The organism is Sphingomonas sp. 8AM, from assembly GCF_902506455.1.
Classification (GTDB): domain Bacteria; phylum Pseudomonadota; class Alphaproteobacteria; order Sphingomonadales; family Sphingomonadaceae; genus Sphingomonas.
The window spans coordinates 356,819-379,173 of the sequence record NZ_LR733844.1; the positions used below are offsets into that span (position 1 = coordinate 356,819).

The 22,355-nt window shown below is 67.4% G+C and carries 23 protein-coding genes; 8 read left to right on the forward strand and 15 right to left on the reverse strand.

All coding sequences use genetic code 11. The features are described from left to right. Positions 1 to 8: 8 nt before the first annotated feature. Complete coding sequence (locus tag BACI71_RS01775; RefSeq protein ID WP_159754248.1) at positions 9 to 1,958, reverse strand: DUF1800 domain-containing protein; 1,950 nt, start codon at positions 1,956 to 1,958, stop codon at positions 9 to 11. A gap of 52 nt (positions 1,959 to 2,010) precedes the next feature. On the opposite strand from BACI71_RS01775, the gene BACI71_RS01780 reads away from it, so the two are divergent. After that, positions 2,011 to 2,220, forward strand: coding sequence for a hypothetical protein (locus BACI71_RS01780; RefSeq protein WP_159754251.1), 210 nt, complete (start codon positions 2,011 to 2,013; stop codon positions 2,218 to 2,220). 255 nt (positions 2,221 to 2,475) lie between these two features. Then, positions 2,476 to 3,096, forward strand: a complete 621-nt coding sequence (locus BACI71_RS01785) for a hypothetical protein (RefSeq protein ID WP_236552769.1) — start codon at positions 2,476 to 2,478, stop codon at positions 3,094 to 3,096. Positions 3,097 to 3,132: 36 nt separating this feature from the next. On the opposite strand, the gene BACI71_RS01790 is transcribed toward BACI71_RS01785, so the two are convergent. From BACI71_RS01790 to BACI71_RS01800, 3 genes are all read right to left on the reverse strand, one after another. Then, positions 3,133 to 3,825, reverse strand: a complete 693-nt coding sequence (locus BACI71_RS01790; protein ID WP_236552770.1) for a sugar transferase — start codon at positions 3,823 to 3,825, stop codon at positions 3,133 to 3,135. A 145-nt stretch (positions 3,826 to 3,970) separates the two neighbouring features. Then, positions 3,971 to 5,080 carry an acyltransferase family protein gene (locus BACI71_RS01795; RefSeq protein WP_159754257.1) on the reverse strand — a complete coding sequence of 370 codons (1,110 nt, stop codon included), beginning with the start codon at positions 5,078 to 5,080 and terminating at the stop codon, positions 3,971 to 3,973. Between the two features lie 75 nt (positions 5,081 to 5,155). Beyond that, positions 5,156 to 5,626, reverse strand: coding sequence for a PilZ domain-containing protein (locus BACI71_RS01800; protein ID WP_159754260.1), 471 nt, complete (start codon positions 5,624 to 5,626; stop codon positions 5,156 to 5,158). Between the two features lie 163 nt (positions 5,627 to 5,789). Here BACI71_RS01800 and BACI71_RS01805 point away from each other — a divergent pair, with 163 nt between their 5' ends. Beyond that, a complete protein-coding gene (locus BACI71_RS01805) occupies positions 5,790 to 5,984 on the forward strand; it encodes a hypothetical protein (RefSeq protein ID WP_159754263.1) in 195 nt (64 codons plus the stop codon). Between the two features lie 40 nt (positions 5,985 to 6,024). On the opposite strand, the gene BACI71_RS01810 is transcribed toward BACI71_RS01805, so the two are convergent. The 4 genes from BACI71_RS01810 to BACI71_RS01825 form a co-directional block, all read right to left on the reverse strand. Continuing rightward, entirely contained in the window at positions 6,025 to 7,299 is a 1,275-nt protein-coding gene (locus BACI71_RS01810; RefSeq protein WP_159754266.1) for a DUF1996 domain-containing protein, read from the reverse strand. A gap of 145 nt (positions 7,300 to 7,444) precedes the next feature. Beyond that, positions 7,445 to 8,095 (reverse strand): hypothetical protein, encoded by a 651-nt coding sequence (locus BACI71_RS01815; protein WP_159754270.1) that lies wholly within the window; start codon positions 8,093 to 8,095, stop codon positions 7,445 to 7,447. A gap of 4 nt (positions 8,096 to 8,099) precedes the next feature. Beyond that, positions 8,100 to 9,293 carry a glycosyltransferase family 4 protein gene (locus BACI71_RS01820; RefSeq protein WP_159754273.1) on the reverse strand — a complete coding sequence of 398 codons (1,194 nt, stop codon included), beginning with the start codon at positions 9,291 to 9,293 and terminating at the stop codon, positions 8,100 to 8,102. Beyond that, positions 9,290 to 10,270: a glycosyltransferase family 2 protein gene (locus BACI71_RS01825; protein ID WP_159754276.1), complete on the reverse strand. Its 981-nt coding sequence runs from the start codon at positions 10,268 to 10,270 to the stop codon at positions 9,290 to 9,292. Before BACI71_RS01825 ends, BACI71_RS01820 begins: the two co-directional genes overlap by 4 nt. 128 nt (positions 10,271 to 10,398) lie before the next feature. On the opposite strand from BACI71_RS01825, the gene BACI71_RS01830 reads away from it, so the two are divergent. Continuing rightward, entirely contained in the window at positions 10,399 to 11,505 is a 1,107-nt protein-coding gene (locus tag BACI71_RS01830) for a glycosyltransferase family 4 protein (RefSeq protein ID WP_159754279.1), read from the forward strand. Between the two features lie 69 nt (positions 11,506 to 11,574). Here BACI71_RS01830 and BACI71_RS01835 read toward each other — a convergent pair whose 3' ends face one another. Together BACI71_RS01835 and BACI71_RS01840 are read right to left on the reverse strand one after the other, a co-directional pair. After that, positions 11,575 to 12,531: a UDP-glucuronic acid decarboxylase family protein gene (locus BACI71_RS01835; RefSeq protein WP_159754282.1), complete on the reverse strand. Its 957-nt coding sequence runs from the start codon at positions 12,529 to 12,531 to the stop codon at positions 11,575 to 11,577. 120 nt (positions 12,532 to 12,651) lie between these two features. Continuing rightward, positions 12,652 to 13,830 (reverse strand): glycosyltransferase family 2 protein, encoded by a 1,179-nt coding sequence (locus tag BACI71_RS01840; protein WP_236552771.1) that lies wholly within the window; start codon positions 13,828 to 13,830, stop codon positions 12,652 to 12,654. 253 nt (positions 13,831 to 14,083) lie between these two features. Between BACI71_RS01840 and xrtV the strand changes: the two genes are divergently transcribed. Together xrtV and epsI are read left to right on the forward strand one after the other, a co-directional pair. Then, on the forward strand, positions 14,084 to 15,007 hold the full coding sequence (xrtV, locus tag BACI71_RS01845) for an exosortase V (protein ID WP_159754285.1): 924 nt from the start codon (positions 14,084 to 14,086) through the stop codon (positions 15,005 to 15,007). Continuing rightward, complete coding sequence (epsI, locus tag BACI71_RS01850; RefSeq protein ID WP_159754288.1) at positions 14,997 to 15,695, forward strand: exosortase-associated protein EpsI, V-type; 699 nt, start codon at positions 14,997 to 14,999, stop codon at positions 15,693 to 15,695. Before xrtV ends, epsI begins: the two co-directional genes overlap by 11 nt. A 19-nt stretch (positions 15,696 to 15,714) precedes the next feature. Here the strand turns inward: epsI and BACI71_RS01855 are convergent, their stop codons facing one another. Further along, positions 15,715 to 15,963, reverse strand: coding sequence for an XrtV sorting system accessory protein (locus tag BACI71_RS01855; protein ID WP_159754291.1), 249 nt, complete (start codon positions 15,961 to 15,963; stop codon positions 15,715 to 15,717). A gap of 94 nt (positions 15,964 to 16,057) precedes the next feature. Here BACI71_RS01855 and BACI71_RS01860 point away from each other — a divergent pair, with 94 nt between their 5' ends. Next, positions 16,058 to 16,909 carry a SurA N-terminal domain-containing protein gene (locus tag BACI71_RS01860; RefSeq protein ID WP_159754294.1) on the forward strand — a complete coding sequence of 284 codons (852 nt, stop codon included), beginning with the start codon at positions 16,058 to 16,060 and terminating at the stop codon, positions 16,907 to 16,909. Positions 16,910 to 17,014: 105 nt separating this feature from the next. After that, on the forward strand, positions 17,015 to 18,097 hold the full coding sequence (locus tag BACI71_RS01865) for a DUF5694 domain-containing protein (protein ID WP_159754297.1): 1,083 nt from the start codon (positions 17,015 to 17,017) through the stop codon (positions 18,095 to 18,097). Positions 18,098 to 18,133: 36 nt separating this feature from the next. On the opposite strand, the gene BACI71_RS01870 is transcribed toward BACI71_RS01865, so the two are convergent. Genes BACI71_RS01870 through BACI71_RS01885 form a run of 4 tightly spaced genes read right to left on the reverse strand, consistent with a single transcriptional unit; the run spans position 18,134 to position 22,255 of the window. Beyond that, positions 18,134 to 18,934: a CpsD/CapB family tyrosine-protein kinase gene (locus tag BACI71_RS01870; protein ID WP_159754301.1), complete on the reverse strand. Its 801-nt coding sequence runs from the start codon at positions 18,932 to 18,934 to the stop codon at positions 18,134 to 18,136. After that, complete coding sequence (locus BACI71_RS01875) at positions 18,934 to 20,409, reverse strand: GumC family protein (protein ID WP_159754304.1); 1,476 nt, start codon at positions 20,407 to 20,409, stop codon at positions 18,934 to 18,936. Before BACI71_RS01875 ends, BACI71_RS01870 begins: the two co-directional genes overlap by 1 nt. After that, entirely contained in the window at positions 20,406 to 21,638 is a 1,233-nt protein-coding gene (locus BACI71_RS01880; protein WP_159754307.1) for a hypothetical protein, read from the reverse strand. The genes BACI71_RS01875 and BACI71_RS01880 overlap by 4 nt, the downstream gene beginning before the upstream one ends. Next, entirely contained in the window at positions 21,638 to 22,255 is a 618-nt protein-coding gene (locus BACI71_RS01885; protein ID WP_159754310.1) for a polysaccharide biosynthesis/export family protein, read from the reverse strand. Before BACI71_RS01885 ends, BACI71_RS01880 begins: the two co-directional genes overlap by 1 nt. Between the last annotated feature and the right edge of the window lie 100 nt (positions 22,256 to 22,355).

Here is a 22,355-nt window from a genome sequence, read left to right on the forward strand (position 1 = left end):
AGCGATCCTCAGCGATCGACGAGGAAATTGGGGCTGGTGGCGGCGATGTAGAGCAACGCCTGCGTGCGGCGACGCGCCTGCAGCTGCGCATTGCTGTTGGTGATCGACAGCGCGGCGTTGCGCAGCGCCTGCTTCTGCGTCTCCGTGGCGGTGTTGTTGAGCATCAACAGGTTGATCACGGCGACCAGCCGATCGGGATCGGCAGCGATCGCCTCCCATCCGCTCCACAGCGGAACGGTGTTCGCCGAGCTGCTGGTGTTGTTAAGCGAATTGTTGAAATTCCAGTCGCCGCGATTCGCGTTGCCGCCGATCGACCAGTCGTAGAGGAGGTTGTGCAGCGTGACGGTGCCCCCCGCCGAGAACAGCTTCGACGCCGGACTGACCAGCCCGCTGCTGCGGGGCAGCGGGTAGTCGGGCGGGTAGAAGTTGAAGACCGAAGGTGCCTGGAAAACCGGCTGCCCCAGCGCGGTGTCGCGCATCGTCATCGCAGCGCCATCGGTCTGGAGCCCGCTCGCGCGGACCAGCGCCATCATCGCCAGCACCGGCTCCCTGACCTTGCCGAACCCGCCCCCACGGGGTTCGTCGCCGCGCGCCTCCGGGTCGAGGAGGATCGCGCGCACCACCGCTTTCAGATCGCCACGCACGCCCGCGCCGTTGTCGACGAACACTGCCCCGATCCGCGTGACATAGGCGGGAGAGGGGTTCGACTTGACGAGATGCTGGATCAGCAGTTTCGCGAGTCTCGGCGGAGTGCTGGGGTTGTTGAACGCCGCGTCGAGCGCGATGCGCACGCTGTCGGCCGGCGCCGCGCCGGCCGGCACTGTGGCGCCGAGGAATGCCTTGGCTTGCGTGTCATACGCCCAGTTGACCGGGCGGACCACCATCGGTTGCGAATAGTCGTTGCCGGCCCAGTCGGTCCGGCCGCCGCCCTTCGCATAGGTCCAGCCGGTCAATGCGCGTGACAGGCCCTTGATGTCGTCCGGTCCGTAATTGGGAACCAGGGCGCCGTTGCCGGCGAACACCGGCGTGCCGTCGGCGCTGAGCTGCATCGGCCCCATGGTGAACAGCTGAAGCATCTCGCGCGCGTAATTTTCCGACGGGGCGCTGCGGCTGCTGTCGGCCATCGACAGATACCAGCCCATCGATCCGTGCATCGTCACCTTGCCGAGCAGATCGCGATAATTGCCGAAGGCGCCGTCGAGCAGCAATTGCTGGTATGCCGCGATCCCCGACGTGCTGTTCACGCCGTTGCCCGAGATCACAAGGATCTGCGACAGGGCGAAGGCGACCCGCTGGCGCAGCTGGTCGGGGGCGAGCGCGGCGTCGGCATAGAAGCGCGCCGCAACCGGCACACGCGTGAAATTGTTCTGCCAGCAGTTCACGATCGTGCGATCCGCGGAGCAATAATCGTTGGGCACCCATTTGACGAGGTCGGCGTAGGTGCTGCCGCGCACGCGGAACTGCTCGTCGATCCAGCCCGGTATGCCCAGTTCGGTAATCCGCGCCACCAGTTGCGGGGTCGGTCCGAACGACGCCTGGCGAGCGAGGCGCAGCACGTCGACCGGCACCGCTGCGGCGCCGTCGACGGTGGTGACCGGCTGGTTGAACGCAGTCAGCCCGCCCGACCACGGCATGCTGCTGCCGTTGGCGGTGAACAGCGCGAGGAAGCGCCAGAAGGCGTCGACGATCGACGACGCCAGCTCACTGGCGCGCGCCGCGAGATACACGAAGCCGTCGGCGGGCGCCGCTTCCTCGGGCAGCGCGATGGCGGTGGGCGTCGGCGTCGGGGCGGGGATGACGATCGCAGGAGTCGGTGTGGGGGTCGGCGTTGACGCGGGCGTCGGCGCCGGGGTGAAGACTGATGGTGTCGGTGTCGGTGTCGGTGTCGGTGTCGGCGCCGACACCGAAGTCGGCACCGGCTCCGGGAACGGGCTGACCGGGGTGGTCGGCGTCGGCACGGGGGCTGGTGTTGGCGTCGGCGTAGGTGTCGGAGCGGGAGCCGGCGTCGGCGTGACAATCACGATTCCGCCATCGCTCGGCGTCGGTGACGGCGAGGGAGTCGGCGCGACGTCCGGGCCGGCGCTTCCCGAGCCGACCGACGGGGTCGGCGTCGATGCGGGTACGACGACTACCGGGGTCGTCGACGTCGTGCCGCGGCCACTACCGCCGCCGCCGCCACAGCTCGCCAGCGCGAGCGACGCGGTCGCCAGAAGAAGATGAGTCCGTACCCGCGTCACCGCCACGATCGTCTGCCCGAATCTGAACTGTCGCCGCCGGTCTGGCGGATGGGCAGCAGCTACGCGGATCGATTGAAGACGAGGTTAATATGGAGAAAGTAAAAGGTTGCGACTCCGCATCGAACGGACGTTGTCATCATGTAACGACTGTGAAGTTCTGCGGCAGAACGTGACTTACCTCTTCTTAACAACTCTCGCTTATCACGGTTGGCCAATGCAACGACTGAGGATGGAAGCGATGCGCCGACGTGCGTCGATCGAGGACGATGTGTCGGCGGCGTTGCGCCGGGCCTTCGGCTTTGCGGGACTGTTCGGGTTGACGGCTGTGGCGGCGATCGCCTGCACCGCGCGCAACCCGCAGCCGGTTACCGGGATCGCGGCCGACCGTCTGGCCGCGCAAGAGGCGCTATGGCAGGCAGAGGTCAGCGGCACGCCCGCGATCGCGTTCCCGGCACCGTTGCTGGCACGCCGTGCCGATCCGAAGGTCGCCGGCCTTCTTGCCGGCGCGCAGCACCAGCTGGCCGCCGATCGCACCGCGGCAGCGGCGCGGCGCACGGTCGTGTTGAATCGGATGGCGCAGGTACGGGCCGATCGCGACCTGCACGAATCGCAGCGCACCGTACTCTCGCTCAAGATCGAGCAAGCCTATGGCATGGCGCAGCAACGCCGTGACGATCCGGCGCTCCAGCGCGAGGTCATGGCGCTGAAGATTCAGGCGGCGAAGGCGAACGGCGACATCGCGCTCGCCAACCGCGAGATGAACGTACTGAATGACCGGATGATGTCGCTGGCCAACGCCGAACATGCGCGCGCCGAGGGGCGGCTCGCCGCGGTTCGTGAGCAACTGCGCGGCGGCTGACGGCTGCCTGCCGCCGTCACGCCGCGCGAGGTAGCGTCAGTAGGAGCCGCGCTGGAACAGCACGCTGGGCACGGTGTAGGCGATGATCTTGACGTTCATCGCGCACGACCGCGCACGGCTGTAGGTCACGTCATAAGCGACCCGCCGACGATAGGACACGTCGTTGCGGCCGCCGACCTGCCACAAGCCGGTGATGCCCGGACGCACGGCGCAGTAATGTTCGAAATAGCGGCCATAGCGGCTGATCTCGCCGACGACGATCGGGCGCGGGCCGACCAGGCTCATGTCGCCACGCACGACGTTCCACAGCTGCGGTAGCTCGTCGAGGCTGGTCTTGCGGAGGAAGCGGCCGATACCGATCACGCGCGGATCGTCGCGCAGCTTGTGGTCGCGCTCCCACTCGGCACGCGCCTCGGGGCTCGTCTCGAGCAGATGACGCAGCCGCGCATCGGCGTCGACGACCATGCTGCGAAACTTCAGGCACGGGAACGAGCGTCCGCCGCGCCCGATGCGCTGATGCGCGAAGATCACCGGGCCGGGATCGAGGATGTAGATCACTGCGGCGACGATCGCCATCAACGGGGCGAGGATGATCAACGCAGTGACGGCAAGCGTCACGTCGAGCACCCGGCTGGCGATATCGTCCAGTCGCTGCCACTTGGCGTTTTCGATAATATCGTTCGCCACGCCGGTCCGGTCCGGCGCAACCATCACGGTCGCTTCATGCACGGCTTCGCTCCCTGACGTCACGCTGCATCGCAACAATTAAAGCAAACAGAAGGAAATGAAAACAGGAAGAAAGTCACACTTTCCTCGCTTTGCCCCGTGGTCATGCCGATCCACCGTGGCGAACGTAGAATTTCAGGTTAGCCATTTAGTTCCGCACGGGCGACGAGCCGTGGGCCCGGCGGGACGAGCTGCGCGGCAGCAGCCAGCGTCGCAGTAGCGATAACAGCGGCCGCTCGACCAGCAGGTGCAGCGCTACCCCCACCACGCCGACCGCTACCAGCGTACCGAACAGCAGGGCCGCCTGGAGCGGTATCGCTGCATCGCGGAACAAGCGCGCGGCGGCGAGCGATGCTGCTTTGATGACGAACGGGTGGATGAGATAGATGGCGTAGCTCGCCTCCCCGAGGAGCAGCGCGAGCTTGTACCGGCCGCCGCCGTCGGCACGTTCGCACAACAGCGCAGCGGCGACGATCACGACCGCCGGTATGCCCCATTTCAGGACATCCGGAACCGTCGGCCAGAAAATAGTGCCCAGCACCAGCGCGGTGAATCCGCCGGCCATCGCCGCACCTGCCGCCAGCCGTGTCGCCGATGTCACATGGCGGATTCGTTGCCATGCCATGTTGAGCCACAGCCCGGCGCCGAATTCGAGCAACAGCGGGCTCGTGTAGGTGATGCCGACCGCGCCATCCGGATCGCTGGTCGCGCCGATCGTCACCAGCAGCACCAGCGCGACGCTCAGCGCGACCAGCCGCCGCAGCCCATCCATGATGAGCAGTCCGACCGCGAACAGCGCATAGAAGAACATCTCGTAATTGAGCGTCCAGCCGGTGAAGAGCACCGGATGGATGTCGCCGGCCCCGTCCACATAGGGGATGAAGAGCAGCGACCGCGCGATCATGCCGGCATCCGGGACCCCGGCCTTGCCGGCCAGCGCAGGCGCGAACGGCCCAGCGAGGCCGATCATCAGGGTGAGGATCCAGTAAAGCGGCGCGATCCGGATAAGTCGTTTGACGAGAAACGCGCCCGGCCGTCCGGCATCGTCACGCGCCGCGACATGCTGGATGATGAAGCCGCTGATAACAAAGAAGATGTCGACCCCGGCGCGACCGAAATCCAGCGGCAATGCCTGGCCGAGCGGCGTCAGCAGCCGCGCATGGTAGAGCACGACCAGATACGCGGCGAGCGCACGGACATATTGCAGGTTCGTGAGAAGTGCGCGCGAATGGGCACCGGGAATGGCTGTAGACGACAAGGAAAGATTCTCCGCCCGCGGCATCGTGTGCCTGACCGGCGAGGTCAAGCCGGAACCCGCGGGCGCCCTACGCCGTCACAGCAGCGCCGAAATTGCCTTCACCACCCCTGCCCACAGCAACGCCGAACCGCCGACAATCACGCCGATCCTTACCGCGCCGGGGAAGCGCTGGATCTCCGGTTCGGGCAGCGGATGGGCGATCGGTGCGCTGGTCGTCATCTGGATGACGGTGCCGCCGCGGAAGGTCTGGAGGACGTCGAAGCGGCCGAGCGGATCGTTGAACTCGCAACCGTAGCCGCCGGTGACCTGCCGGACGACGCGCGCGCTGGCGCGGCCGCGGCCGGGCAGGCCGATCGTCACCATACTGCCGAGCTCCAGCCGCGAATCGGTGGCGACGCTGAACCCGGTTTCGGACAGGTCGCGCACATAGACGTCGGTCGCCTCCGCCCGCTCATCGCGGAGGGTGGAGGGTTGATTGATCGTCTGCCGCTCGGCCGAGCGACGGTCGTCCGAATCGCCTGGGAGCAATATTGCCGGTATGAGCATCGCCGCGCCTTTCGCTAAGCATCAGAAAATAGTCGGGGCAGGGCTACCAGCGGGTTAATGGGCCGCGGTTTTTGTGCCCGAGGAAACAACTTCGGTGGAGTTCGTTCATCGCCGTGCAACTTTTCTGTGCCGTTCCGGGACGGAGCAGTCGCGATGACGATAAATGGAGGGGCAGGTGCGCTTCGATCGGACGGAACGAATTGCCGCGAGTGGCGTGCCGCTGGTCTTCGATCGTTTCGGCATGATCGGCCCGTTCATCGCCGAGGTCGTCGATCCCCTGTCCGCAGCGCGGGGCATGGTGACCGGCCTCGCGCTCGCAGCGCTGCTGTGGACGATCCTCGCCGCGCTGCTGATGTGACCTCGCCGGTGGCGGCGTACGATAAATCGCCCCGCCACGATCAGCTCCGCACCGGTACGACGTGCGGCTTGGCGGTCCAGGTGAAGCCGTCGAACATCTTGAGTTGCTTGCCATTGCCCAGATCCCCGCCGTTGCAGGTCAGCAGCTTGTTGATGCAGTTCGCGGTCCACATCCGCATCACCGAATCGTCCCATGCCCCGAACCAGTCGGCATGCAGCGTGCTGCCCGGGCGCATCATCGGCATCCCTGGCATTTCGTCCGACGCCAGATGCCAGCTGGTCTTGCTGCCGTTCCAGGTTCCCGACGTGTCGAGATCCTCGTCGACGGTGTACCATGCCGCCAGCGTGAAAGATGGAATGACATAGGGGTGCGTCGCCGGGCACTTCAGATAGCCCCAGTCACCGTAGCTGGCGAAAGCGACGTGCGAGCGGTGGTCGGCGCTGTCGACGTTCTTGCCGTCCCAGCAATTCGGCGCGGTGATCACCGCACCCAGCTGATTGCCGATCGGGCAATTCTTGGCCGCTTCGACGATGTCTTCATAGTGATCGGACTTGGCGGTCGGCCCCTGACAGTTGAACCAGCCCGCACCGTATTTGACCGACATGTTTGCCATGTCGAACCCGAACACGAACCGCATCCCGCGCGGCAGGTCGACGCAGGCCTTGCCCTGACGAAGGCACTCTTCGCTGTCGACCGGCAGGCGCTTGTAATAGATGCTGATGAAGTCAGGCCGGACGACGCCGCCCTTGCCGTTCAGCATCGCGGGCATCCAATAGGCACTGCGGTTCAGCGGGCTGTTGCAGGTGCTCTCGCCGGTTTTGCGCAGACTCTCATAGGTCGAGTTGGCGTTGGCGAGCGTGTTGCCGAAGAACTGGTGGAGGTGCGAACGCCCGGGCTGGCCGGGGAAGATCACCGGATCGTCCTTCAGCTCGTGGCTGGGGTTGCAGATGAACCGGAACGCGCCGACCGTATCGGGCTTGCCGGTCTGCGCGATCTCGCCGGTGCCCCACGACGGCACCAGCTCCGAATTGACGTCGAAGTTGCTGGGGATCTCGGGATAGCTCTCGGCGGCCGACAGGCTGCCGGGGCTTACCGCATCGGGCGACGGCGTGGGGGTCGGTGCCGGAGCGGGCGTGGGCGTCGCGGTCGGGACAACCGTAACGGGCGCCGCAGCGCTCGGCGCGGCGGTGCCGCCACCGCCGCCGCTGCCCCCGCCGCACGACGCCAGCGCGAGCGCGCCGGCGAGTTGCGCGAGGGTTCGGCCGGTGCGACGCGTCAGCGTCCCCGGTGCCGCATGACGCAGCAACGATGTCATCGGAAAGCTCCATGCCCGGAGTAGCCGGACGGTGTCCGGTCGGGATGGCTCTTTCTACCGTCTGGTGGTTAGGGGTCTGTGAAACGGCATGGTTACAGGCCAGTAAACATCAGTGGCGTCCGCGGCGCGGCAAGCGATGCGGTTCTCAGCCGCGCCGCGCCAGCCGGCGCTTGATGCGCCGCGCCGTCTGCGCCGCCTGGCGCAGCACCGGCCAGCGATCGAAGAAGCGAAGTTCGGCAATGTCGGTGCGCGACGGGCGCTGGTCGGCGATCGGGGGAACTGCGAAATGCGTCACCACCGCCGGGTGCGCGCGTCGATACCAGACATAGGCACCGTCGATCGTCGGATGATCGGCGCTTGCCAGCAGCCCGCGCAGATAGGCGGCCAGCGCGGGGACGACGTCGGCGCTGAACCCCATGCAATGTGAGCCGATGATGTCCGACCGCTGGAGATCGTCGGGCCGGGCGGCGTGGTAGCCGCCGTAGAAAATCTGCCAGCCGTCCGGCAACGCGAAGTCGCGCGCGGCGGCGGTGAAGTCGGCGTCATCCTCCAGGATCAGCACGCTCGCCCCCTGCGCCGCCGCAGCCTCCAGAATGTCGAGATGGCTGTGGTAGCAGCCGCGCGCGCCGATCGAGCTGAAGGTACCGGGATCGTCGAAACGGCAGGCGGCGAAGAAGTCGACGCGCGGGTCGTCGCCGGCGCCGATCCGCCGCAGCTCGCCCAGCATTTCCGCGCGCCGGTCGGTACGATGCGCCAGGTTGACGATGCGGATTTGGTCGAAATGGTCGAACAGCATCGGATCAATCCTTACCGAACCGGCGGGCGAGCGGCAGGACCGCGGTGGCAATGTCGAATTCGCGCTCGACCTTCGCGCGCGCGGCGGTCGCCAGCCGGTCGCCGAGTGCGGGCTCGTCGCGAAGGCGGGCGATGACGCGCCGCAGGTCGTTCCAGTCGCCGGGGCGGAACAGCAATCCTTCGACGCCGTCCTCGATCAGCTCGGGCACGCCGGCCACGCGGCTGCCGATCACGGGGACGCCGATCGCCATCGCTTCCATCAACACGATCGGCAGCCCTTCCATGAAGCTGGGCAGCACGAGCAGGTCGGCGCGCGCGATCGCCGCCAGCGTCGCGGCCTCGTCGAGCCGGCCGGCGAAGCGGACGCGGTCGGTCAGCCCGTGCGTGGCGACCGCCGCCTCGATCTCGGCGAGCATCGGACCGTCGCCGACGAGCGTCAGCGCCACATCGAGCGGCGCGATCGCCTCCAGCAGCCCGAGATGCCCCTTCTCGGCGGAGAGTCGCGCGACGCAGACGATCTCGCGACGCGGGCCGGTGCGCGGTGGTGCGGCGGGGAGCCTGGGCAGGTCGAGCCCGCAGCGCACGGTGGCGAACTTGTGCCACTGTGCGGGCGCGGTGACGCGCATCGCCTGCGCGCGCCCGAACCACGACACGCACGCGGCGAAGTCGGCTGCCTCCAGCTTCGCGCCCAGCGTCAGCCCCGCGGGATAGTCGGTTTCGGAAATGCCGTGCAGCGTCAGGCTCCACGGCAGCCCGGCGAAGCGTGCCGCGAGCATCCCGACCGTCGCGCCGGCATTGGCGAAATGGTTGTGGACGTGGGTGATGCCGTCCGCGCGGAGCATCGCCGCGAGCACGACCGCCTCCGCAAAATGAAACAGCGACCAGAGCATCGCCTTCGCGCCCGGCGCCCGGTGGCGTAACGCGAATCGCAGCAGCGCGAACCACGCGCCCGGCCGCGTCCCGATCGCGCGGAGGTGGGCACCGAGCAGCGTCGTCAGACGCATCGGCAGCACGAAGCGCGTGGTGTCGAACGACGCCTTGTCCTCTGGCGCCTTCAGTTCGGCGGGTGAGGGGCGGCGGACGCTGTAGGTTCGGATGTCGACGCCGTGGCGGCGCAGGCTGTCGACCTCGCGGCGGATGAAGGTGTGCGAGGAGGCCGGATATTGGCTCACGACATAGGCGATACGCGGGTCGGTCATTTGTAGGTGATCGCCGAGGTGAGGTGACGCGCGCGCCGGTAGCGGATCACGCCCTGCAGCTCCGGGAATTTGGCGAGCATCGTGAAGAAGGCATGTGGCCACGCCATGCCGCGCGGCTGCCCGCCACGCAGCGCGATCCGCGCGACCTGCGCGACGAAAACGGCGAAGGGCAGCAGCAGAAAGGCGGGATGGACGATCAGCGCCAGCACAACACCGACGAACGGGATGATTCCCGCCCAGAGCTGCGCGCGCTTCACCTCGGTACGATACAGCGGCTGCGGCAGCGATGCGGTGGCGTCGCCGGCCTGCGCATAACCGAACCCGGTGCGCACCGCGCGCCACCACCATTGTTTGAAGCGCAGCATCGCGGCGTCGTGGCGCGTCATTTCGGCGTCCAGCCGCCACACGCGCCAGCCCGCGGCGCGCAGTCGCGCGCACAGCTCGGGCTCCTCGCCGGCGGTCAGCGTGTCGGTGAAGCCGCCGAGCGCGCGCACGGCGGCGGCGCGCATCAGCGAATCGCCGCCACACGCGCTCGCCTCGCCGACCGGCGTGTCCCACTCCATGTCGCACAGGCGATTGTAGACCGAGACGTCGGGAAAGCGCTCGCGCCGGCGTCCGCACACCACCGCCACGTCGGGGCGCGAATCGAGAAACGCGGTGGCGGTCGCCAGCCACGCGCCGTCGAGCTCGCAATCGCCATCGACGAATTGCACCAGTTCGACATCAGGCAGTGCCGCCAGCCCGGCGTTGCGCGCGCGCGCTGCGGTGAAGGGAAGGGCGAGGTCGAGATCGACCACCGTCGCTCCCATCGCGCGCGCGCGATCGGCGCTGCCGTCGGTCGAGGCCGAATCGACGTAGACCACTGCCGCGCCGCTGCCGTCGAGCGCGCGCAGGCAGCGGATCAGCCGCTCGCCTTCGTTACGCCCGATCGCGACGATCCCGATCCGCGTCGGTGTGGTGGGAGAAGGAAAAGTCATGCCGTCGCAGCGGTCGTCCAGTGAGCGTTGCGAATCAAGCCGGATTGATCCACCGCCCGTCCCTCTAGCATCGCACGTGTTAAATTCGAGGGACCGTGGAGCGTGCGCGTGCGGGTAAGGACATGACGATGCGGATTCTCTTTGCCCTGCCCGGCTTCCACCGCTTCGAGCGCGGCGCCGAGATCGCGTTGCTGTCGCTCGCCGCAGAACTGGGGCGGGCGGGCGAGCAGGTAACGGTAATTGGGTCCGGCGACGCGCGCGCGGGCACGCCCTATCGCTTCCTTCACGCTGGCTCGGTCCGCCGGGAGCGTCTGGAAGGATTGCCACGCGTGCCGGCGCTGCGCAGCGACACGGGCTGGGAGGAGGCGACCTTCGCGCCTGGCCTGCTCCGCGCCTATCGCCCGGCCGACCATGACGTGACCGTCACCTGCTCGTTCCCGTTCACCAACTGGGTGCTGCGCCGCCCCGTGCTCGGCGGCCGGCGTCCGCCGCATGTTTTCGTGACGCAGAATGGCGACTGGCCGGCGATCTCGAACGATTCGGAGTTCCGCACCTTCGGGTGCGAGGGGCTGGTGTGCACCAACCCCGATTATCTCGAGCGCAACCGCGACCGCTGGCGCTGCGCGCTGATCCCCAACGGGATCGACGCGGCGCGCTTCACGCCGGGCGCGGCGGAGCGTGCGCGGCTCGGCCTGCCCGAGCAGGGGCCAATCGTGCTGATGGTCAGCGCGCTGATCCCGTCGAAGCGCGTCGAGGACGGCGTACGTGCGGTCAGCCACATGCCGGGCGCGCAGCTCGTCGTCGCGGGCGACGGGCCCGAGCGGGAGGCGGTCGACCGGCTGGCAAGCGAGCTGCTGCCGGGGCGGTTCCGGCGGCTGACGGTGGCGGCGACCGAGATGCCGGCGCTCTATCGGTCGGCGGACGTGTTCCTGCACCTGTCGAAGGAGGAATCGTTCGGCAACGTTTATATCGAGGCGCTCGGGTGCGGCGCGCCGGTGGTCGGGCATGATTCGGCACGGTTGCGCTGGATCGTCGGCGACGATGCGGTGTTGCTCGATACCTCAGATCCGGTGGCGGTGGCGCGGGCGCTGGAACAGGCGATTGCGTCGCGCGAAACGCTGGTGCCGCGCGGCGTGGCGCGCGCGGCCAGTTTCGCGTGGCCACGCGTGGCGGCGCAATATCGGGAGTTTCTGGCGGAGGTCGTAGCGGCGCAGACCGCGTCATTGCGAGCGTAGCGAAGCAATCCAGGGCGTCCTGATCCGACCCTGGATTGCTTCGCTACGCTCGCACTGACGGCGCGATGTTCAATTCACGAAGTCGCGGAAATAGTCGATCGTCCGCTCCAGCCCTTCGCGCAGCTGCACCTTCGGCTCCCAGCCGAGCGTGTCGCGCGCGACGGTGATGTTGGGCTGGCGCTGCATCGGATCGTCCTGCGGCAGCGGGCGATAATCGAGCGTCGAGCGCGAGCCGGTCAGCTCGATCACCAGTTCGGCGAGCTCGCGGATCGTGAATTCGTTCGGGTTGCCGATGTTGACCGGGCCAGCGAAGTCGGGCGCGGTGTCCATCAGCCGCAGGAAGCCCTCGACCAGATCGTCGCGATAGCAGAAGCTGCGCGTCTGCGAGCCGTCGCCGTACAGCGTGATCGGCTCGTCCTTGAGCGCCTGCATGATGAAGTTCGAGACGACGCGCCCGTCGGCCGGGTGCATCCGCGGGCCGTAGGTGTTGAAGATGCGTGCGACCTTCACCTCCAGCCCCATCTGTCGGTGATAGTCGAAGAACAGCGTCTCGGCGCAGCGCTTGCCCTCGTCATAGCAGGAGCGGATCCCGATCGGGTTGACGTTGCCCCAATAATCCTCGGTCTGCGGATGGACGTGCGGATCGCCGTAGACCTCGCTGGTCGAGGCCTGGAAGATCTTGCACTTCAGCCGCTTCGCCAGCCCCAGCATGTTGATCGCGCCGATCACGCTGGTCTTGGTCGTCTGCACCGGGTCGTGCTGGTAATGGATCGGCGACGCCGGGCAGGCGAGATTGTAGATCTCGTCGACCTCGACATAGAGCGGGAAGCACACGTCGTGGCGCATGAACTCGAAGCGGGGATTGCTGTGCAGATGCTCGATGTTCCGCTTGGCGCCGGTGAACAGATTGTCGACGCACACCACCTCGTCGCCGCGCTCCAGCAGGCGGTCGATCAGGTGCGAGCCGAGGAAGCCGGCGCCGCCGGTCACCAGAATACGCTTACGTGACTGATAATTCCGCGCCATCCGGCCGTGATCCCCTGCTTGCCGCCTGTTCGCGAGCGCCGGGCGGCGTCGCAGGCAAAGCGTTAGTTGCCGGCTACTAAGGAGCCGTTACGCCTTGCGCAAACCCTGTTGTGGCGCGCGCTAGCGACCGGCGCGCAGCCAGTCGGTCGGGCGCTTGCGCGCCAGCCCGAGATAAAGCGGGATCTTCCAGAGGATGTAGAGCGGCAGCCGGATCGCCGCGGCGCCGGAAAGGAACGGTCGTCCGACACGCGCCCACGCCGCGACCAGCGCCGCCAACGCCAGCAGCAGCAGCGCACCGAGCAGCAGCGCCGGCCACGCCGCCGCGCCGAGCAGCATGAGCAGCGCGAGCACCGCCAGTCCTGCCACATCGAGCAGCAGCAGCAACGTCAGCGGCGGCACTGCGAGGCTCAGCCCTGCCCACAGTGCGCGGAGCTTGCCGGCGCGCAGCCCGGCGGCGATCGCGGGCAGCGCGTGGCGGCGCGAGGTGGCGAGAAAACCGCCCTCCCAGCGCGTCCGCTGTTTGAGTGTCCCTTCGGCGCTGCTCGCCGCACTCCACACCGTCGCCCCCGCGGCGAAGCGCGGCGGCGTGCCGCGCTGCGCAAGGTCGAGCCCGAGCGCGAGATCTTCGACGATGTCGTCGGTCGCCAGCGGCGCGTCGCGGAAGACCGGCCACGGGAATGCCATGCCGGTGCCGGTCAAATTGACCCGCCCGGCCAGCCGCTGCAGCCCGCGCTGCCGCACCAGATTCTTGATCGCGAATGCGAAGTTCGACACCTGTACCATCGGTGCGGCGCCGGGCTCGGGGCGCATCAGGTAACTGGCCTGCGCCGGCGTGTGTCGCGCCGCTGCGGCGAGCGCGGCGAGCGAGGCGCGGTCGATGGTGCAGTCAGCGTCGAGCACGATCGCCACGGCGCAGGGTAGCGCGTGCGAGGCGAGATGGTCGCGCGCATGGGCGAGCGCGAAGCCCTTGCCGCGATGAGCGGGGTCGTCGCGGCGGAGCACCGTCGCCCCGGCCTGCTCGGCAAGCGTGGCGGTATCGTCGGTGCAATTGTCCGCTACCACCAGCACGTCGAACCCCTCGGGCAATTCGGCGGCGAGCAGCGTCAGGGTGCGGGTGATGACCGCCGCCTCGTCGTTGGCGGGCATGACGATCACCACCGGCGCGCCGCCGCTACCGCGCTCTTCGGCAGCCGTGCGCATCGTGCGCAGCCCGGCGATCACCTCGACCGCGAAGGCCGCGGTGAGGATCGCGAGCGGTGCGGCGAGCGCCGCTGCCACGATCGTCGCGATCACCTCCATAGTCCAACCCCCTGATTGCGCTGCCCCGCCGGCTCCGCCTGTAGGCGCTCGTGCGACGCTCCGCCATGCCACGCGAGAGTTTACCGGACCTTGAGAAAGACGCCGCCATAGCGCGGCGTCCCGCGACGGGAAGCGCCACCATGGTCGCGCCGTTGCGTTGGTTGCAGCGGGGTTCGGGAATGTCTAAAAGGATCAAGCCGGATGGGGCGCCGGTGCCAACCAGGATTGTGCCCGCGCGTCGGAAGCAGACAAGGTGAATAACGAAGCCGTCGGAACATGGGAGGGCGCGGACCGCCAGCCGTCGCGACGCCGCGCCGCGCCGCTGCGATGGCCGAAGCTGCCGCTGTCCGCATGGCTGTTGATCATTGGTGTGATCGCGCTCGGCATCCCGACCATGCTCACCGTCGCCCGCGTCAGCTGGTCGACCGAGCAGGGCGGCCATGGACCACTGGTGCTGGCCACCGGGCTGTGGCTGATGTGGCGCGAGGTGCCGCACGCGTTGCGGCTGCGCACGCCCGGCAATGCGGTGCTCGGCGGTGCGTTCGTCGCGCTGTGCCTGCTCGCCTACCTCGTCGCCCATATTACCGGCATCATCGAGATCGAGGGCTTCGCCTTTTATGGCGCGCTGCTCGGCGCAGGTTATCTGCTGTTTGGCGGCCCGGTGTTGCGCGAACTGTGGTTTCCGCTGCTGTACCTCGGCTTCATCTTTCCGCCCCCCGATCAGGCGGTGGCGATCATTACGCAACCGATCAAGATCGCGATCTCCGAGCAGGCGGTGAACCTGCTCTACGCGCTTGGGTATCCGATCGGCAGCTCGGGCGTGTCGATCCAGATCGCGCAATATGACCTGCTGGTCGCGGCGGCCTGCGCGGGGCTGAACTCGATCATCAGCCTGACCGCGATCTGCCTGTTCTATATCTACGTGCGGCACCACGCGAACTGGCGGTACAGCGCGCTGCTGATGCTGACGATCATCCCGATCGCGGTCTTCGCCAATTTCGTGCGGGTTATCCTGCTGATCCTCATCACTTATTATTTCGGCGACGCCGCAGCGCAGGGCTTCGCGCACGATTTCGCCGGATTGGTCATGTTCCTGATCTCGGTGCTGACAATCTTCGCGATCGACGGGCTGGCGGCGCCGCTGCGGCGCGCTTTGGGGAACGGCCATGACGACTGATCGCGCGCACGACGATCCCGTGTTCAGCCGGCGCCAGGCGATCCTGGGCGGGGCGTTTCTGCTGACCGCGGGAACCGCAGTGGCGCGGGTGCCGCATCACCACATTGACCTGCTGGGCGATCGCAAGATCGACAAGCTGATCCCGCAGAAGATCGGGGAGTGGGAATTCTACTCCAAAAGCGGGCTGGTCGTCCCGCCCGCCGACCAGTTGAAAGACGCGCTGTATTCGCAGCTGATGACGCGCGTCTATGTCGCGGCGGACGCGCTGCCCATCATGCTGCTCATCGCGCAAAGTGGCGGGCAGACCGGCGTGCTGCAGGTGCATCGTCCCGAATATTGCTACCCGGCCAGCGGCTTCACGTTGATGGAGCGGACGGTGCTGCCGATCGCGCTGCCCGGCAGCCGGCTGGAGGCAACCGCGATCACCGCGAACGCCGACGATCGTACCGAGCAGTTGCTCTACTGGACGCGCGTCGGCGAGGACATGCCGCTTACCTGGGCGCGACAACGCTGGTCGGTGGCCCGTGCCAATCTGAAGGGCGACGTGCCCGACGCAGTGCTGGTGCGCGTTTCGGCGCTGACCCCGGATCGGGAGGCGGGCGTGGCGGCGCTGACCCGCTTCGTGCAGGCGATGTTCGCAGCGGTTCCGCCCGACGTGCGCCGCTTCCTCGATATCGCCGCTCGCTGATCCGTGCGGCGACCCGCCGTCAGGATCGGCGCGGCAGCTCGATCGGCTTGAGCACCAACAGGATGAAGGCGAGGTTGGCGACGATCAACAGGCTTGCCAGCAGGTCATGCCCTTCATTGCCGAGATAATTGGCGAGCGCACACATCGCCGCCCCCGCGAGATAGGCGATCATCGAATCCTGATGATCGTCCGCCATCGAACGCTGCAGGAACAGCACGACGAGGCCGGCAAAGATGGCCAGTGTGACCCAATCGTAGACCGTTTCCATGGAAGGTTCCCAATTACCGTCCCGGGGCACTACAGGATTTGATCCGCCGGTGCTAGTAACGGCGCAATGTCGAAGTGTCCCAGGGGGAAATCATATGTTGAAGCGTGGTGCATTGCTGGCCGTGACCGCCCTGTCGCTCGTCACCGCGGCATGTGATCGCAAGCCGACCGGGCAAAGCGTTGCCGTTGTGAACGGTGAGGAAATTTCCGCCGGCGAGCTGAACGGCGAGCTGCAGATGGCGAACGTGCCGCCGAGCGCAGACCAGAAACTGGCGCGTCAGCAGTTGTTGCAGGGCCTGATCGACCGCCGGTTGCTGGCGCAGGCCGCGCGCAAGAACGGCGTGGACAAGTCGCCGGAATTCCTCAGCCGGCAGCGTCGCCTGACCGACGAATTGCTGATTGCCATGAACGCGGAGCGGCAGGCCGGCAGTCAGAAGCTGCCCGACCAGGCCGCGGTCGACGCGTTCATCGCGCAGAATCCGTATCAGTTCGGTCAGCGTCAGATCCTGGCATTGCAGCAGATTGCGATCGACGCGCCGTCCGATCCCAAGGCGCTCGCGCCGCTGGCGGATGCGCACTCGCTCGATGCAGTGGCGGCGGTGCTGACACGGCTGAAGATCCCTTTCACGCGCACCAGCGGACGCCTCGACACCGCCAGCGTGCCACCGGAGGCGCTGCAGCGCATCTTCGCGCTGCCCGCGACCGAGCCCTTCGTGCTCCCCGCCAACGGCAAGCTTTACGCCAACATCATCGCCGGGCGTGAGCCGGTGCAGATGTCGCAGGACGACATGCGCAAGGCGGCGATGGCGGCGCTGCGCCAGCAGGGCACGCGAAACGGGCTGGCGTCGGACGTCAAGCAGCTGCGCTCGACCGCGAAGATCGAATATCAGCCCGGCTATGCGCCGGTCGCGAATGCGTCCCCGGCGGCCGCAGCGGCCAAGAAGTAACCTTTCATGGCGGGGCCGGCAGCGACGCCGGCCCCGCCCTTGATCGCGGCTTGCCGCCGGGCGTGCCATCTGCATAATACACCTGGGAAAAGCCGGGGGGACAAGATGCGGATCGGGACGGGGCTGACATGCGGGATCATCGCACTGGTGGCGGGCAGCCTGCCGATCGCCGCGGCGGCACAGCAATATGTGCCGAGCTTCCACCCGGAGCGACTCAAGGGGCCGCCGCCGGGGCCGTTCAACCAGGTGCTGGTGCTCGGCTCCGCGCATCTTTCCGCGTTCAGGACGCTGCGCCGGGATGCGCTCTCGCCGTTGCTCGACCGGCTTGCGGTATGGCAGCCGGAGGTAATTGCGACCGAGGATCTGTCGGGGCTGCAGTGCGACTCGATGCGGCGCTATCCATCCCGCTATGCCGACAGCATCGCGACCTATTGTCCCGACCCTTCGCCGTGGGGGCAGGCGCTGGGACTGGACGTGCCGGCGGCGAATGCGGCGGTGGAGCAGACGCTCGCGATGTGGCCCACCGCCCCGACCGCCACGCAGCGACGGCGGCTGGCGGCGTTGTTCCTCGCCGCGGGCGAACCGGCGTCGGCTTTGGTGCAATGGTTGCGGCTGCCGGCGCGCGAGCGCCGCGTCGGCGACGGGCTCGACGCCGCGATGCTGGCCGAACTCGGGCGGCGTTGGGACCGCCCGGGAGAAACTCAATGGGTGGGGGTCGCGCTGGCGGTGCGACTGGGGCTGGAGCGCGTTCATGGCGTGGACGATCACACCGCGGATGCCCTCGACGCGCCCGGATTCGGCACGGTGATCGGGCGCGTCTGGGACAATATCGCGACGCACGAACGACAGGCGTTCACCGACTCGCTGGAGCGGGGTTTGGCACAGCCGGGCGGCGTGATCGCGCTCTATCGTGGCTATAATGCGGCGCGCGCGCAGGAGCTTGCCTACCGCAGTGATTTCGGCGCGACCTTTGTGGAGCCGTCCCCGCAGCGCTTCGGCCGCACGTATCTGGGCTATTGGGAGACGCGCAACTTGCGGATGGTGGCCAATATTCGCGACGTTCTCGCGCCGCATCCGGGCAAGCGCCTGCTCGGGATCGTCGGTGCCTCGCACAAGGGCTATTATGAGGCGTATCTACACCAGATGCATGACGTGCGGCTGGTCGACGCTGAAAAGGTACTGCGATGATCGCGGCGGGCGCCGTACCGGCGCCCGCCGCCCGGGTTACTTGTTGTAATAGTCGCTATAGCCTGCGCCATAGCCATAGCCGTAATTGTCGGTCAGCAGCCCGCCGTCGAAGCGGTTGAGTACCACGCCGGCGCACGGCGCCTGATCGAGGACGTGGAGCGCGTCCTGGATCTGCTTGCGGGTCGTGCGACCTTCCTCGACGATCATGATGAACGCGTCGAGCTTGGTCGTCACGATCGTCGCATCGTCATTGGCGAACACCGGCGGCAGATCGCACAGGAAGATGTTGTGCGTCGGGCGTGCGCGCATCGCGGCGACCATCGCATCCATCCGCGGCGACGACAGCAGTTCGGCGGAGCGTGCCGGCGCGTTGTCGGTCGGCAGGATCACCAGCCGCTCGCCCTCGGGATGCACGGCCACGTCGCCGAGCGCCGGGATGGTGCCCTCAAGGAAGTCGCGCATGCCACGCTCGACGGTCAACCCGAAGTTGGTCGCGATCGAGCCGCGGCGCAGATCGAGATCGACCAGCGTCGTGTCGATGCCCGGCGTACGCGACAGCGCCGCGGACAGGTTGGTTGCGACGAACGACTTGCCCACCGCCGGCGTCGCCGAGACGATCCCGAAGAGTCGCCAGCCCTTGTTCCGGTGCAGCTTCAGCAGCCGCGATCGAAGCATGTTGAACGGGCGCGAGCGCACGTCCCGGCTGTCAAAGCCATAAATGCCGCGCTGCTTGGCCTCGGCGGGAGACCAGGCGAAAGGGCGGGCCTCCTGCAATGTGGGCAGCGGGGTTTCGGGACGCAGGTCGCTGGCGATCTTGGTCATTACATTCTCGGTCATCACAGCGCCCCCTGCGGCTCGCCAGCCGCGCGACGTCGCCGACGCAGCGCCGGCAGACGGAAGAAGCGGCGGCGCGGCTTCCCGCCGGGCGGAAGGTCGGCGACGAAGGTCGGCACCAGCGCGAGCGGCTCGAGCCCCAGGCTCTGGATCTGCGCGACACCGCGGATCGGACGCAGCAGGAACTCCAGCGCCAGCGCCAGTACGAGGCCCAGCCCGAGGCCACCCGCAATCCCGCCGCCGATCAGAAGCAGGCGGTTGGGCGACACCGGCTTGTCGGGCGCGGAGGGCGGATCGACGACCGACAGTCGTTCACCCTTCTGTTCCTGCGCCATCCGCGCGGAATTCTGCGCGCGCAGCACGTTGCCGGAGACTTCGCGCAGCTGGTCGCGCAGCGTCGAGGCGCGTGCCTCCAGCTGAGACACCTCCTCCTGCAACACCGGCGCGCGCGACTGCGCGGCCATGCCCGCGGCGGCGCGAGCCTCGTCGGAGGCGCGGTATTGCTGGAGCTGCGCAATCTGGGCGTTGTTCGCCTGGATCTGGCTCTGGACCAGCGAATTGTCCGACCCAGTGCCCTGCGAGGCAGCGATCTCCTTTGCCTGTTGCAGCCGGGCCTTGGCCCGAACCACGTCGGGGTGGCTCTCGGCGAAGACCGCCCGCGCGGCGACCAGCGCCGACTCGGCCTGCTGGACCAGCGGATCCTTGCCGCCGCTGCGCTGGACTTGCGCCATCAGCTGCCGGTTCTCGCTCTGCAGCTGCGCGATCTGCGCGCTGTAGGTGCCGGTATTGGCGGGCATGACCATCCCGCCGGTAGCCAGCGCGGTGCCGTTGCGCGCCTTGATCGACGTAATCTGGCCTTCGATGCGGTTGATTTCGCCGGTCAGCTTGCCCGCCTGATCCTGGAGGAAATCGACGGTGTTGTTCGCCTGCGCCGCCATCGTCGTGGCGTCGATCTCGAGGAAGCGACTGACGAAGCTCTGCATGACCGCCTGCGCCTTGGCAGGATCGGAATAATCGTAGCTCATCGTGAAGGCGATGGTGTTGGTGCCGCCCGACGGACCGCCGCCGCCGAGGTCGCCGCTCACCGCCTCGAGCTTGGTCGATTCCTGCATCGAGGTCACGATCGACGACAGCGGCTTGGAGCGCCGCTCCTTCTCGTAAAGATTGTTCTGCTCGATCAGCTGGATCAGATCGCCACGGCTGAGCACCTGTTCACGGATCTTGGCGATCCGCTGATCGATGATCGTGTTGATCGGCGAGGTGACGAGCGCCGAGGGAAGTTCCTGTGACTCGACGAGCAGCGTCGCGCTCGACCGGTAGATGCGCGGCAGCACGAACGCGGTCACAATGCCGGCGATCGACAGGAGCACGAACGGCACGATCACGAACCATTTGCGCTCCCACAAGATGCGGGGAATGTAATTGATGAAGCCACCGCCTGCGGCAGCCTGGTCTTCGGTGTCTACGCTGTCACTCACCGGATATCGCCCAATCTGGTTCGCAGGAAAAGCCGGAAGGTCACGTCGTTCGGCGTGCCGAAACCGGTGACAGTGGCCTGGCGGTAGCCGACCGACGCGCCTGCGGAGACGCGCCGCGTCAGACCGCGCTCATAGCTGACCAGCGCGGTCAGATAGTCGGTCCGCGGCGCCTGCAACGTGGTGTCCGACGTGGTGGTCAGCCGTGAATATTCGATCGAGCCGCGCACGAGATCGAACTCGCGGAGCCGATACGAATAGTCGAACGACGCCGCCATGCGCCGGGAGACATCGCCCAGCCCGGTCGGCTGCGCGTCGCTGCTGGCGCGCAGGCACTGGACCGAGCGACCGGCGTTGCGGCAGCCGCTGAAATTGCCCGCGAAACCCGTGCTGGTCGATGTGCCGCGCGGCGTGGTCGACGAAACGAACACCGCCCCGGCGCCGGCCGACAGGCTCACCTGCTGGCTGAGCTGATAGTTCAGCGTCGCCTGCGGCGAATACGTATGCCCGGAATAGGTGGGATTGTCATAGTCGATCCACGACCCCGAGCCCTGTACGCCGATGCTGAGCCGCTCCGACAGCGACCGGCTGTAGCCGACCGACGCGGCGGTCGTGCGCGACGAGAGCAGCGCGAGATTGCTGCCGCGGCCACCGCCACCGTAGCTGATGCGGGTGAGGCTGACCTGCCCGTTGACGGTATCGCGCGTGCTGAGGCGGTAGTCTGCCCCCAGCGAGGAGATGATCGAATTCTGACGCTGGTTCAGCCCGATCAGCGTGATGTCGGGCGCACCGACGACCGGGCTCGGGGTGAGGACCGGATCGACAACGCCGACCACGCCCAGCCCGTTCTGTCCGATGATCGAGCTTTGGTACGAAAGATCCGCGCGAAGATTGAGTCGCGTGCTCATCGCGCGCCGCCCGAGCGCAGAGAAGCCATAGGCCTCGGCGGAATTGTAGCGCGTCAGATAATCGCTGCGACGATAGAACGCGACCAGCGACGCCTGATCGCGCTCGTCGACGAAGCTGACCTGCGGGGTGATCGCCAGTTCCGTGGACAGGGCGCCGTCACCGCCGCCGCGCACCAGAAACGGGTTGGTCGAATAGGCACCGCCGGCCGACACGTCGACCGACGCGCGCGTTTCCTGCGCGGCGACGGGCGTCATCGGCACCACGATGACCGCGGCGGCGAGCAAGAGCCCGGCGCCGCTGCGTGCGACACTCCGGCTGCGCATCACGGGACGATGACCGTATCGCCGCCACGCACCAGCGGCAGCGTCTCGTTGTTGACGTCGCTCACCTGCCCCTTGAGGATGTCGCTCAACCGGACGCGGATCGCCTGGACACCGGTCGGAGTCTTGCGGAGGATGACGACGTTGCTGAGCTGCGCAAATTCGCCCGGGCCGCCAGCGAGGCTGAGCGCCTCGAGAACGTTGACATAGCGGCCGGGGTTGAAGGAGCCGGGGCTCTTCACCTTGCCCAGCACCGAGAATTGCAGTCCGGCCGGCATCTTTACCGACACTGTCACCTGCGGGACCGCGGTGCGATACTGCGATTCCAGACCCTTGGTGATCCGCGCCTCGATCTCGCTCGGCAATGCATTGAGCGCGTCGACCTTGCCGACGAGCGGGAAGGAGAAGGTGCCGTCCGGCAGGACGCGCTCGGTGCGTTGCAGCCGCTCCTCGCCCCACACGAAGATGTCGAGTTCGTCGCCCGGGTTGATGCGGTACGGAACCAGCGCGCCCGGCGCAGCAGCGGCGGCGCGCGCCGGCGCGCTGGCAGGCTGTTGCGCCAGCGCCGGCGTCGCCGGAAGCAGCAACAGGCTGATGCCGCAGAAAAGCTTGGTGTTCATGTCGTTCCCCCATGCCGACGTACTGGCGCCCGCGACGCTGCCTGCACCCCGGCCGCTTCCATCGTTTGCCAGCCCGTCCCTTATCGGGTAAAGCGCCGAC

What these genes read in the sequence shown, in the direction of transcription:
- BACI71_RS01800 (WP_159754260.1), bottom strand. Translation starts at nt 5,626, where the DNA reads ATGCTCATACCGGCAATATTGCTCCCAGGCGATTCGGACGACCGTCGC.
- BACI71_RS01880 (WP_159754307.1), bottom strand. Translation starts at nt 21,638, where the DNA reads ATGCGCAGCCGGAGTGTCGCACGCAGCGGCGCCGGGCTCTTGCTCGCC.
- BACI71_RS01825 (WP_159754276.1), bottom strand. Translation starts at nt 10,270, where the DNA reads ATGACTTTTCCTTCTCCCACCACACCGACGCGGATCGGGATCGTCGCG.
- BACI71_RS01865 (WP_159754297.1), top strand. Translation starts at nt 17,015, where the DNA reads ATGCGGATCGGGACGGGGCTGACATGCGGGATCATCGCACTGGTGGCG.
- BACI71_RS01820 (WP_159754273.1), bottom strand. Translation starts at nt 9,293, where the DNA reads ATGACCGACCCGCGTATCGCCTATGTCGTGAGCCAATATCCGGCCTCC.
- BACI71_RS01860 (WP_159754294.1), top strand. Translation starts at nt 16,058, where the DNA reads ATGTTGAAGCGTGGTGCATTGCTGGCCGTGACCGCCCTGTCGCTCGTC.
- BACI71_RS01830 (WP_159754279.1), top strand. Translation starts at nt 10,399, where the DNA reads ATGCGGATTCTCTTTGCCCTGCCCGGCTTCCACCGCTTCGAGCGCGGC.
- BACI71_RS01840 (WP_236552771.1), bottom strand. Translation starts at nt 13,830, where the DNA reads ATGGAGGTGATCGCGACGATCGTGGCAGCGGCGCTCGCCGCACCGCTC.
- BACI71_RS01885 (WP_159754310.1), bottom strand. Translation starts at nt 22,255, where the DNA reads ATGAACACCAAGCTTTTCTGCGGCATCAGCCTGTTGCTGCTTCCGGCG.
- BACI71_RS01870 (WP_159754301.1), bottom strand. Translation starts at nt 18,934, where the DNA reads ATGACCGAGAATGTAATGACCAAGATCGCCAGCGACCTGCGTCCCGAA.
- BACI71_RS01785 (WP_236552769.1), top strand. Translation starts at nt 2,476, where the DNA reads ATGCGCCGACGTGCGTCGATCGAGGACGATGTGTCGGCGGCGTTGCGC.
- BACI71_RS01815 (WP_159754270.1), bottom strand. Translation starts at nt 8,095, where the DNA reads ATGCTGTTCGACCATTTCGACCAAATCCGCATCGTCAACCTGGCGCAT.
- BACI71_RS01855 (WP_159754291.1), bottom strand. Translation starts at nt 15,963, where the DNA reads ATGGAAACGGTCTACGATTGGGTCACACTGGCCATCTTTGCCGGCCTC.
- epsI (WP_159754288.1), top strand. Translation starts at nt 14,997, where the DNA reads ATGACGACTGATCGCGCGCACGACGATCCCGTGTTCAGCCGGCGCCAG.
- BACI71_RS01835 (WP_159754282.1), bottom strand. Translation starts at nt 12,531, where the DNA reads ATGGCGCGGAATTATCAGTCACGTAAGCGTATTCTGGTGACCGGCGGC.
- BACI71_RS01805 (WP_159754263.1), top strand. Translation starts at nt 5,790, where the DNA reads ATGGAGGGGCAGGTGCGCTTCGATCGGACGGAACGAATTGCCGCGAGT.
- BACI71_RS01810 (WP_159754266.1), bottom strand. Translation starts at nt 7,299, where the DNA reads ATGACATCGTTGCTGCGTCATGCGGCACCGGGGACGCTGACGCGTCGC.